This is a genomic window from Stenotrophomonas sp. YIM B06876 (genome assembly GCF_030711595.1).
GTDB lineage: Bacteria > Pseudomonadota > Gammaproteobacteria > Xanthomonadales > Xanthomonadaceae > Stenotrophomonas.
This window is the reverse complement of sequence record NZ_JAUJUJ010000053.1, coordinates 1-10,831: the sequence shown is the minus strand read 5'-3', so window position 1 is coordinate 10,831 and position 10,831 is coordinate 1. Positions and strand designations below refer to the sequence as shown.

Genomic DNA, 10,831 nt, shown 5'->3' with positions numbered 1-10,831 from the left:
GACCGCCGCTGCGTCGCAAACGGCGGTGGCGGCCGCTGCCGGCGATGCGTTGGCACCGCTGGCCGGCGAGCCGGCCAGTTCAGGAGCGTGGCGCTGGTTGGCCGCCGGGTTTGCATTGCTGTGGCTGCTGACGCTGTTGTGGGCGCTGTTGCGCCAGCGCCATCCGGCACCCCTGCCCGCACCCGCCAGCGCATCGGCACACGGGGTTTCGCGCCACGGTCTTGCCGATCTGCGTCGCGCCATCGACAGCGGCGGCTTGGACGAGGTGGCGCGGATCCTGTGCGACATGGGCGGCGTGGCCGAGGTGGATGGCGTCATCGCCCGGCTGCAGGATGCGCCGCAACGCGCAGCGGTAATGCGCTTGCAGCGGGGGCGCTGGGGCGGAGAGGGCGATATCGCGCAGGTCCGCTTGGCACTGCGCGCCGCATTCCATGATGGCCCGCGTTGGCGCAAGCCGGCAGTGGCGGAAAAAACCGAGCTGGACCCTCTCTATCCCGCACGCAAGTAGGGACGGCCGGTGAAGGCCGTCTGCTAATCTGCTGCATTATTTCGAGGAACTCCGCTTATGCAGAACACCGCAACGCCCGCCGCCAAGATGCCGCTGCACTGGAAAATGGGCATCGGCTTCGGCTTGGGCCTGCTGTTGGGGCTGCTCGCCCATTCGCTGGGGCCGCATGTGGCGCAGCTGCCGGCGGCCAGCCAGTTCATCGTCAGCTACGTCACCACCCCGCTGTCTTCGCTGTTCCTCAATCTGATCTTCATGCTGATCGTGCCGCTGATTTTCTCCGCGCTGATCATGGGCATCTCGGAGATGGGCGATATCCGCGCATTGGGCCGGGTAGGCTGGAAAACGCTGGCCTACACCGTGCTGCTGTCCGGCATCGCGGTGGTGCTGGGGCTGGTGCTGGTCAATCTGTTCCAGCCCGGCGCCGGTGTCGATCCGGCAATGGCGGCGCAGCTGCTGCAGGAGAACGCCGACCGCAGCCGCGAGATCGTCGCCGGCATCGGCAACCATCCCAAGGGCGTGGACATGCTGCTGTCGATCGTGCCCAGCAACGTCATCGCGGCGGCCTCGGACAATGGCGCCATCCTGTCGCTGATGTTCTTCGCGTTGATGTTCGGCGTGGGCATGGTGATGTCGCCGGAGGAGAAGATCGCGCCGCTGCGCCACGTCATCGAGGGCATCTTCGAAATCTCGATGACCCTGATCGGGCTGGTGATCCGTCTGGCGCCCTACGCGGTGGCCTGCTTCATGTTCAACCTGGCGGCGATCTTCGGCTTCGAGCTGCTGGTGCGTCTGGGCGCCTATGTGGGCGTGGTGGTGCTGGCGCTGGCGCTGCACATGGTGGTCACCTACGGCCTGGCGGTGAAGTTTGCCGGCAAGTCGCCGTTGCGGTTCTTCCGTGACACCCAGGAAGCCACGGTGATGGCGTTCTCCACCGCCTCGTCCAATGCCACGCTGCCGACCGCGTTGCGCGTGGCCGACAAGCTGGGCCTGCCGAAAAAAGTGTCGCGCTTTGTGCTCACCGTCGGCGCCACCGCCAACCAGAACGGCACCGCGCTGTTCGAAGGCGTCACCGTGATCTTCCTGGCGCAGTTCTTCAATGTGGACCTGAGTGTGGGCCAGCAGTTCATGGTCATGGTGGTGTGCATCCTCGGCGGCATCGGCACCGCGGGCGTGCCGTCCGGTTCGCTGCCGGTGGTGGCGCTGATCTGCGCCATGGTCGGGGTCAACCCGGTCGGCATCGGCCTGATCCTCGGGGTGAACCACTTCCTGGACATGTGCCGTACCGCGCTCAACGTCACCGGTGATCTGGCGCTGGCCACGCTGGTGGCCAAGGGCGAGGTGGAGGAGAAGGAAGACAGCGACGCACTTCCGGTGGCCCTGGCACAGGAATGAGGCGGCGCCAGGCCGCGCATTGCACGGCCGCGCAACCGCGCGGCCGTTGTCGTCGCAGCGCCTGGAAAAAGCGCTTGCTGAAGTGTGAAGGTCGCCGCCGCGGTCTGACCGCTCCGGTGGTCTGTGGGACAATGTGCGGCCCGCAGCTCCGCGGGAGCCTCCCGATCCCGACAGAATCATGACGCAGCCTACCCGCCGCCAGTTGGCCAACGCCATCCGCTTCCTTGCCGCCGATGCGGTTGAAACCGCCAAGTCCGGCCATCCCGGCATGCCGATGGGCATGGCCGATATCGCCGAAGTGCTCTGGAACGATTACCTCCGGCACAACCCGAACAATCCGCAGTGGTTCAATCGCGACCGTTTCGTGCTGTCCAACGGCCACGGCTCGATGCTGCAGTACGCGCTGCTGCACCTGAGCGGCTACGACCTGCCGATCGGACAGCTCAAGGCGTTCCGCCAGCTTGGCAGCAAGACCGCCGGCCATCCCGAGCGGCACGAAACCCCCGGCGTGGAGACCACCACCGGTCCGCTCGGCCAGGGGCTGGCCAATGCGGTGGGTTTCGCCCTGGCCGAGAAACTGCTGGCACAGCGCTTCAATCGCCCTGAATTTGAAATCGTCGACCACCGCACCTGGGTGTTCCTCGGCGACGGTTGCCTGATGGAAGGCGTGTCGCACGAAGCTGCCTCGCTGGCCGGCACCTGGGGCCTGGGCAAGCTGGTGTGCTTCTGGGATGACAACCACATCTCCATCGATGGCGACACCGCCGGCTGGTTCACCGACGACACCCCCGCCCGTTTCGAGGCCTATGGCTGGAACGTGGTGCGCGGCGTCGATGGTCACGACCCGGACAGCATCAGGGCCGCCATCGATGGCGCACTGTCGCAGTTCGACAAGCCGACCCTGATCTGCTGCCGCACCACGATCGGTTTCGGTTCGCCGAACAAGGCCGGCAAGGAATCCAGCCACGGTGCGCCGCTGGGCAAGGACGAGCTGGAAGCCACCCGCAAGCAGCTGGGCTGGGCGCATGGCCCGTTCGAGATTCCGGACGACATCTACGCCGGCTGGTGCGCCGGCGGCACCGGCACCCTGCGCCAGGCCGAGTGGGAACAGCTGTTCGACAAGTACGCCGCGCAGTTCCCGCGCGAAGCCGAAGAGCTGACCCGCCGTTCGCATGGTGAACTGCCGGAAGACTTCATTGCCAAGGCTGATGCCTATATCGCCCAGGTGCAGGCCGATGGCCAGAGCATCGCCTCGCGCAAGGCCTCGCAGAATGCGATTGAGGCGTTCGCGCCGCTGCTGCCGGAAATGGTCGGCGGCTCGGCCGATCTGGCCGGCTCCAACCTGACGCTGTGGAAGGCGAGCAGGTCGGTCGCCAGCGATGACCCCAACGCCAACTACGTGTATTACGGCGTGCGCGAATTCGGCATGACCGCCATCGCCAACGGCCTGGCCTTGCACGGCGGTTTCATTCCGTTCGACGCCACTTTCCTGGTGTTCAGCGACTACGCCCGCAACGCCGTGCGCATGAGCGCGCTGGTGCCGGCCCATGCCATCCATGTCTACACCCACGACTCCATCGGCCTGGGCGAAGACGGCCCGACCCACCAGCCGGTGGAGCATCTGGCCAGCTTGCGCTACATCCCCAACAACGATGTGTGGCGCCCGTGTGATGCGGTCGAATCGGCGGTCAGCTGGAAGGCGGCCATCACCCGTCAGGACGGCCCGAGCTGCCTGGTCTTCAGCCGCCAGAATCTGGCCCACAACGTCCGCAGCGCCGAACAGGTCAAGCTGATCGAACGCGGCGGTTACGTGCTGGCCGATGCGCAGGGCGGCAACCCGGACCTGATCCTGATCGGCACCGGTTCGGAAGTCGGTCTGGCGATGGCCGCCAAGGCCGAGCTGGATGCGGCCGGCATCAGGACCCGAGTGGTGTCGATGCCGTCGACCGACGTGTTCGACCGCCAGGATGCGGCCTACCGCGAATCCGTGCTGCCCAACGCCGTGCGCAACCGCGTTGCGGTGGAAGCCGGTGTCACCGGTTTCTGGCGGGCCTACGTCGGCCTGGACGGTGCGGTGGTCGGCCTTGATACCTTCGGTGCCTCGGCCCCGGCCGACAAGCTGTACCAGCACTTCGGCATTACCGTCGAAGCGGTGGTGGCCGCCGCCAGGGCGCAGGTCAAGCGTTGATCAGCAGATAGGTTGAATGGAAAAGGCCGGGGAAACCCGGCCTTTTCTTTGGTGACGCGATATCGCGTCTGCGCGAAACAGGGCCGGCAGCACGCCTGTAATGCGCGGCGTTTGCGCTGTAGAAGCCGACGCGCGGCATGCCACCATCGCGGGCGTCCGACGTGCCTGCGGGAAACATGAAGTGCGCTTGTGCGGTCACGCCGGATGCGTGTGCTGCATCGTGCCTGTTGTACTCACTCTGCGGCGTGCGGGCGTTGTGAGCGTCATCGCTTTGGCGCGCGGCTTATCCTGCCGTCTCACGGCCATCGGCCCGATGTGCCGCGACACGACTCAGGAGGATCCGTTGTCTCCCCATCGTTCAATGACAATGCTCGCCGTTTCGCTCGGCATCCTGTTGGCCGCATGCCAGCCCACCGCGACGCCTGCGTCTACGGCCGCTGAACCGGTTCACGCTGCGCCCGCGGCGGCAACCGGTGATACCTCCGGCCCGCCCGCCGCTGGCGCCGGCGCATCCTGCCCGTATCCGGCGTTCGAGGCGTTCCTGCCGCACTTCGGCAACGAGATCGCGCTGCAGGAGAAATCCGTGGCCGATCCACTGGTCAGTGAGTACATCGACGCCGCCGCTGAACCGGAGCCGCAACTGGTCAGCCAGAAGATCGCGTTGCGCGAGGTGACCTGGCCGGTGATGCCGGATCCGGCCGCGCTGCCGCGACAGGGCCGGGAGATGGACGTCACCCGCCAGGACGATGGCAGCATGAAGCTGCTGATCCGCACGCCGGATACCAGCGACCAGCAGAGTTATTACTTCGTCCAGCGCCCCTGTTGGCAACTGGTGCGTGTGGTCGATGAGTCAATCTGAGCTGGCGGCGAGCCAAGCGCTGGGTGCCGGCGTTCCACCGATAACGGAGCACGTCATGCCTTCGTTGCGCCTCACCCGGCGCGCGCTGAGCGTGAGGCCTGCAAGGGCCGACGGGACTGGGGCGAGCCAGCCAGCCGGAATCACCTGGCTGGCGTTTTAACTGGAACTGCCGGCCTGATCTTTGCGTTTGGGCGGGGCGAAGTTCAGTTCCGCCGCGTTCGCGCCAACGCCAGTCGCAACAGGCGGGCGTTGAACCGTTCGCCAAGGCCCTTGGGGTGAGCCAGCTGCATCCGTTGCAGGTAGCTCGCGTCATGGACCCCGGAGGATTGGCGCAGGGCGGCCAATACGGTACGCAGTTTGCCTGCGCCGCTGCCGGTGTGGCTCTTCAACCAGGTCAGGGCGCGCAGCAGATCCTGCTCGATGGGTGTGAAATCGCTGCCCAGCGGGTAGTCGGGCAGGCTGCCGTCGCGGCGGAACGGCGCCAGCCGGGTGGCGAGGGTGGCCGCGCGGTTGTGCTGCCACTGTGCGGGCGGGGTGAAACCGGTCGCCAGCTTCTTCGCAGACTTGGCCTGTTGCAGCAGCGGCCGTTGGAAGGCGGCATCGGTGATGGCGACCATGCCGATGACGCAGTCTTCGTCGGTGAGGTTGCGCAGGTCGGCGATGCCGTATTCGTTGATGAAGATATCGCGCAGGTGGCGTGGAATGGTGGTGTGGGCGTAGTTCCAGCGCACGTTGGATTGCAGCTTGCCGGCATCTTCGCGTACCGCCCGGAACATCAGCACGCTGCGCGCGTCGGGCAGTGCATGCGCCATCGCCACGAAGTTGTACTGGCCGCCGACGCCGGAGACCACACGGCCGTCATCCAGCGCATCGGAAGTGGCGGCCCCCAGCGCGGTGGCGAGCATGCAGGAGTTGAAGAAACGCGCATCGCGCCGCTGCAGCCGTTCCAGTACCTCATTGCCGCCATACAGCTGGTTGATCTCGCTGATGCGGCGCATGCCGATGGCACGGCATTCGGCCTCGGGCAGATGCCGCAGCCAGTCGTAGAACTCGCTCGAGCCCAGATAGAACGCGCCGTGCAGGTACTCGCCCTCGCGCGCCAGCCGCGCGTGGTCGCCATTGCTGGCGCTGCCATCGGCCAGCCGCTGCATCAGGCCGGGGTCATCGTGCACCTTGCGCCAGATGACGCCGGTCTGCACCAGCTTGCGGAAGCCTTCGTTGAGCATTTCGCTGCAGCCGTACAGGCCGATCTCGAATGGCCCCAGCCCGCCGGCCTCGCGCACCAGCGGGTGGTCGGCAAGTTCCGGGTCCAGCGCGTGCAGGATCTGCCGGTAACGGGCGTTGTCGGTATGGCGCAGCACCAGCGCATGGCTGAGCGCATCGGCCAGCGTGCCGATGCCGATCTGCAAAGTGCCGCCATCGCGTACCAGCGTGCTGGCATACAGGCCGATGGCGTAGTCGGCATCGCTGACCGGCTGGCGGGGCAGCCCGAACAGCGGCGGATACGGCCCCGGCGGGGTGACGACCAGGTCGAAGAAATCCGGCTCCACCGCTGCGCTGCCGCCCAGCCAGGGCAGCTGCGGGTCGACTTCGGCAATCAGCAGTGGCCGTGGCAGGCCGCGGGCCTGGATCGCATCGAGCGTGTCCTGGGTGATGTCGTTGTTGCACGACAGCGACAGCTGCGTGTCGCCTTCGCGCGCGGCCACCTTCTGCACGATCACCTGTGGCGCACGCTGGGCGACCGCATCGGCGGCGTGGGTGTAATTGAGGCTGGTGTACCAGCGCTGCGCCTGCGATGAACCCAACAGCGCGCCGGACTGCATGTAGAACTCTTCCACCTGGACATGCGCAGGCAGCTGGTCATGCTGCATCGCGTCGGCATAGGCCAGACGGGGAAAGCCGGCGCCGAAGTGGCGCTCGTTGAAAGGGCGCAGGAAGCGGGCTTCCAGGCCGTTGCCGGATGCGGCGGGCGGATTCAATGACAGCGCGGTGTAGAGCTGCAGCGGTCGCGACGGATCAGGTGCGACGCGGGTATAGAGCGCATTGAGCAGGCGGTGGGGTTTGCCCAGTGCCAGCGGGGCGGCAATGCGCAGCGGACCGTCGACGCGCTGCAGCAGCCAGTCCACCGCGGAGTCGAGATCATCCAGATATGCGGTCATGGCTGCAGTTTACCGGGACGCGTGTTCAGGCAGCGGGAGCAGGGGCGAGGCTTGACGCTGCGGGCGACCACGCTGGCCAGCAGCGCGGCCATGGTGGTGCTGGTACTGCGTGGTCCGGTGCGGCATTGGCTGGGCGCCAGTGCGACCTATCTGCTGTGGCTGGCGGTGCCGGTGGCGCTGGCCGCGGTGATGCTGCCCGTGGCGGCCGACGACTGTACCGGTGCGGTGAGAGTGGAAGCGGTGCCGGTGACGCTTCCCTATGCGTTCACCTTCGAGATCGTGAAGGGGCAGGCGAAGGTGCGTCTGGGTGAGGCGCCGCGCTGAGGCGGCGACCTGCTGCGCCCTGATGAAGCTGGGAGGCAGTGCCCAAGCTCCCGGTCCGCCTGCTTGTGACCGGTACAGTGGACGGGCCGTGGCGGTTGCCGTGGCCCGTAGAGTGGGATCAGGGACGCTGCGGTGCGTCGAGCAATGTGTTCAACNCGGTACAGTGGACGGGCCGTGGCGGTTGCCGTGGCCCGTAGAGTGGGATCAGGGACGCTGCGGTGCGTCGAGCAATGTGTTCAACAGCGCAGCCAGATGTTCGCCCGCCAGTCGTACCCGTGCCTCGGCAATCGGCCGGTAGACGTCGCTATAGGCGGCATCGAGGGTGTGCTTTTTCGGATAGGTGCCAGGCGCGATGGCGACACGGCAGCTGTCCTCGGCCCACGCGGTGATATCGCGGGACAGGCTCAACCTGGTGGTTTGCTGCTGCGGCGGCAGTGCCAGCAGGCGCTGCAGATAGGCGTCATCGTCCAGCCCTTGCTGGTAGAACATGCCGCTGTCCCACAACGAATGCAGGTTGCTGCCGCGGCCGTTGAACTGCACCTGGAAATCGTTGCCACCCTTGTCGTGGGCGTAGCCGGCGTGCATCGGCTGGTGGATGTCGCCGACCAGATGCACCACGAATTTCAGTGCCTGTGCGCGTTCGGCGTCGGGGCGGCTGCGGTCAGCCAGGATCGCGCTCTGCGCCTTCAGCGCCTCGATCACGCAATTGCCGTTCCTGCAATGCCTGTCCGGCACGTAGTGGCAACCGTCCTCGCCCATGTTGATGTAGTGCCAGCCGGCCGAACGCTTGCCCAGGTCCGGGTCGTTGGCCCGCAGCGCGTCCGCCCACGGGGCGATGGCATGCAGGGTGGGATCGGGTTCGCCGGCGAGCAGGCGGTCGACTTCGGCCTGGACTTGCGGGGTGAGCCCGGTTTCGGCGATGCGGGCCACCAGCCGGTGACCCTGTGCGCCCCAGGCAAGGGCATCGGTGGGCAGCGTTGTGCAGACCACGGCGAGGCTGGCGCTGACCAGCAGGGAGCGGAGGATTTTCATCGGCGCATTCTAGCCGTTGGCAAATACCGCCTGCTTAACCGGATCTGGCCGATACCACATGCCCGGCGCCCGCCGGGCAGGCAGGGCGCCGGTGGCCGATCAGAACTTGAAGACGTAGGCCGCGCCGTACACCAGCGGGTCGATATGGACAGTGCCGATATCGGCACCGTTCAGCTTCACCTCGGTGTCGATGTCGACCCAGCGCAGATCCACCCGCAGCGCGCCGCGGGCGCCTACGGCGACGTCCAGCCCGGCGTGGGCGGCCAGGCCCCAGGAGTCGTCGAGCTTCAGCGTGCCGGTCGCCAGCGCGCCGCCGGTTTTTTCGCTGAAGAAAGTGGTGTAGTTCAGCCCGGCGCCGAGGAACGGCGATACCTTGCCGCCGCGGTTGAAGTGGTATTGCAGCGACACCACCGGCGGCAGGTGCCTGGTGCTGCCGACACGGCCGAGGCCGGCGATGGCGATGTCGTGCTTGAACGGCAGCGCCGCCAGGACTTCGATGCCCAGGTTGTCGGCGATGAAATATTCGCCGGCGATGGTCGGCTTGAGGTCGGTGCCCACGTCCACGGCCAGGGTGCCGGCGGCAAGGCGGCCGTTGTTTGACGTCGGCGCAACCTGGTGGATACCGGCCGCGAGGGTCCAGTCGCCCTTGGACTGGGCCATCGCCGGGGCGGCGGCAAGGCCGACAATGGCGGCCAGGGTGGACATGAACAGCGGGGTATTGCGCATGGAATCTCTCGTTGCGATTGGGATCGGGCGCAAGTTTTGGCTGCCGCGGGGATCTCCGCCTTGATCGGAATCAAACGCGCGTTTGCACCGGGCGGCGACTCCTCCGCGGCCGTCCCCGGCCTCGGTGGCCATGGCCGGTACTGCTAGAATGGCCCTCCCTTACCCATCCCCGCCGCGCCGGACGCGGCTGCAGGAGCTACTGAAAAATGGCAATCAAGGTCGGCATCAACGGTTTCGGTCGCATCGGACGCAATGTGTTGCGTTCGGCGGTGTTGAACTTCGGCAACGACATCGAGATCGTGGCCATCAACGATCTGCTCGAGCCGGATTACCTTGCCTACATGCTCAAGTACGACTCGGTGCACGGCCGCTTCAAGGCCGATGTCGCCGTCGAGGGTGGCCACCTGCTGGTCAACGGCAAGAAGATCCGCCTGACCCAGGAGCGCGATCCGGCCAACCTGAAGTGGAACGAAGTGGACGTGGATGTGGTGATCGAGTCCACCGGCCTGTTCCTGGACAAGGCCAGCGCGCAGAAGCACATCGATGCCGGCGCCAAGAAGGTGCTGCTGTCGGCGCCGTCCAAGGACGACACGCCGATGTTCGTGTACGGCGTCAACCACAAGACCTACGCCGGCCAGGCGATCGTCTCCAACGCCTCATGCACCACCAACTGCCTGGCGCCGCTGGCCAAGGTCATCAACGACAAGTGGGGCATCAAGCGTGGCCTGATGACCACCGTGCACGCCGCTACTGCTACCCAGAAGACCGTCGATGGCCCGTCCAACAAGGACTGGCGCGGTGGCCGCGGCATCCTGGAAAACATCATTCCGTCCTCCACCGGCGCGGCCAAGGCCGTGGGCGTGGTGATCCCGGAGTTGAACAAGAAGCTGACCGGCATGAGCTTCCGCGTGCCGACCTCGGACGTGTCGGTGGTCGACCTGACCGTCGAACTGGAGAAGGAAGCCACCTACGCCGAGATCTGCGCCGAAGTGAAGGCGCAGAGCGAAGGTGCGCTGAAGGGCATCCTGGGCTACACCGAAGACAAGGTCGTGGCCACCGATTTCCGCGGCGAGACCCACACCTCGGTGTTCGACGCCGACGCCGGCATTGCACTGGATACCACCTTCGTCAAGCTGGTGGCCTGGTACGACAACGAATGGGGCTATTCCAACAAGTGCCTGGAAATGGTCAAGGTCGTGGCCGGCTAAGCGCCGGCTGATCCGGCCCGCAGAACCCCGGTCCGCGACCGGGGTTTTTTTATGCGTGCCCGCCGGGGACTTGCCGGATCAGGGCGCAGGTCGATTAGCATGGCCGCGCGGGTACGCGCGACGGCGCCGCCGCCTTGCGCACTCCAATGGATGGTGGAATGGAAGCATTGCTCACCCTGCTGGTGCTGGTGGTGTTGTCGATACCGGTGCTGCTGATCGCGCTGGTGGTGATGGTATTCGGCCTGAAGCGCCGGGTTGCCCTGCTGGAGTCGTCCATGGCCGTTGAACGGGCGAAGGACGCGCAGCACGCGTACCGCCCCGCCGATGCGGCAGCGCAGCCGTTGCGCGCGGGCGTACCCGACGATCCCGGTCGTGCGGAGCAAGCCGTCGCGGCGGTGGTGGGAGCCTCGCCGGTAGCGCCGGCCGCTCCGGCAG

8 protein-coding genes and 2 pseudogenes are annotated in these 10,831 nt (G+C 66.5%); 7 read left to right on the top strand and 3 right to left on the bottom strand.

The window, feature by feature from the left end:
• From QZH66_RS13985 to QZH66_RS13970, 4 genes and pseudogenes are all read left to right on the top strand, one after another.
• A pseudogene (locus QZH66_RS13985) lies at positions 1-508 on the top strand (protein BatD); the annotation flags it as partial.
• Positions 509-565: 57 nt separating this feature from the next.
• Positions 566-1,900 carry a dicarboxylate/amino acid:cation symporter gene (locus QZH66_RS13980; protein WP_305806549.1) on the top strand — a complete coding sequence of 445 codons (1,335 nt, stop codon included), beginning with the start codon at positions 566-568 and terminating at the stop codon, positions 1,898-1,900.
• Between the two features lie 178 nt (positions 1,901-2,078).
• The gene (gene tkt / locus QZH66_RS13975; RefSeq protein ID WP_305806548.1) at positions 2,079-4,088 is read left to right on the top strand and encodes a transketolase; all 2,010 of its coding nucleotides are present in this window, start codon (positions 2,079-2,081) and stop codon (positions 4,086-4,088) included.
• A 256-nt stretch (positions 4,089-4,344) separates the two neighbouring features.
• Entirely contained in the window at positions 4,345-4,947 is a 603-nt protein-coding gene (locus tag QZH66_RS13970) for a hypothetical protein (protein WP_345783848.1), read from the top strand.
• Positions 4,948-5,150: 203 nt separating this feature from the next.
• On the opposite strand, the gene QZH66_RS13965 is transcribed toward QZH66_RS13970, so the two are convergent.
• Entirely contained in the window at positions 5,151-7,106 is a 1,956-nt protein-coding gene (locus QZH66_RS13965) for an acetyl-CoA hydrolase/transferase C-terminal domain-containing protein (protein WP_305806547.1), read from the bottom strand.
• Positions 7,107-7,157: 51 nt separating this feature from the next.
• On the opposite strand from QZH66_RS13965, the gene QZH66_RS13960 reads away from it, so the two are divergent.
• Positions 7,158-7,430: a M56 family metallopeptidase gene (locus QZH66_RS13960; RefSeq protein WP_305806546.1), complete on the top strand. Its 273-nt coding sequence runs from the start codon at positions 7,158-7,160 to the stop codon at positions 7,428-7,430.
• A 204-nt stretch (positions 7,431-7,634) separates the two neighbouring features.
• On the opposite strand, the gene QZH66_RS13955 is transcribed toward QZH66_RS13960, so the two are convergent.
• Both QZH66_RS13955 and QZH66_RS13950 read right to left on the bottom strand, forming a co-directional pair.
• The gene (locus QZH66_RS13955; protein ID WP_305806545.1) at positions 7,635-8,462 is read right to left on the bottom strand and encodes a S1/P1 nuclease; all 828 of its coding nucleotides are present in this window, start codon (positions 8,460-8,462) and stop codon (positions 7,635-7,637) included.
• Positions 8,463-8,561: 99 nt separating this feature from the next.
• Positions 8,562-9,188 (bottom strand): OmpW family outer membrane protein, encoded by a 627-nt coding sequence (locus tag QZH66_RS13950; RefSeq protein ID WP_305806544.1) that lies wholly within the window; start codon positions 9,186-9,188, stop codon positions 8,562-8,564.
• A 206-nt stretch (positions 9,189-9,394) separates the two neighbouring features.
• Here QZH66_RS13950 and gap point away from each other — a divergent pair, with 206 nt between their 5' ends.
• Positions 9,395-10,396 (top strand): type I glyceraldehyde-3-phosphate dehydrogenase, encoded by a 1,002-nt coding sequence (gap, locus tag QZH66_RS13945; protein WP_305806543.1) that lies wholly within the window; start codon positions 9,395-9,397, stop codon positions 10,394-10,396.
• 158 nt (positions 10,397-10,554) lie between these two features.
• A pseudogene (locus QZH66_RS13940) lies at positions 10,555-10,831 on the top strand (DUF2339 domain-containing protein); the annotation flags it as partial.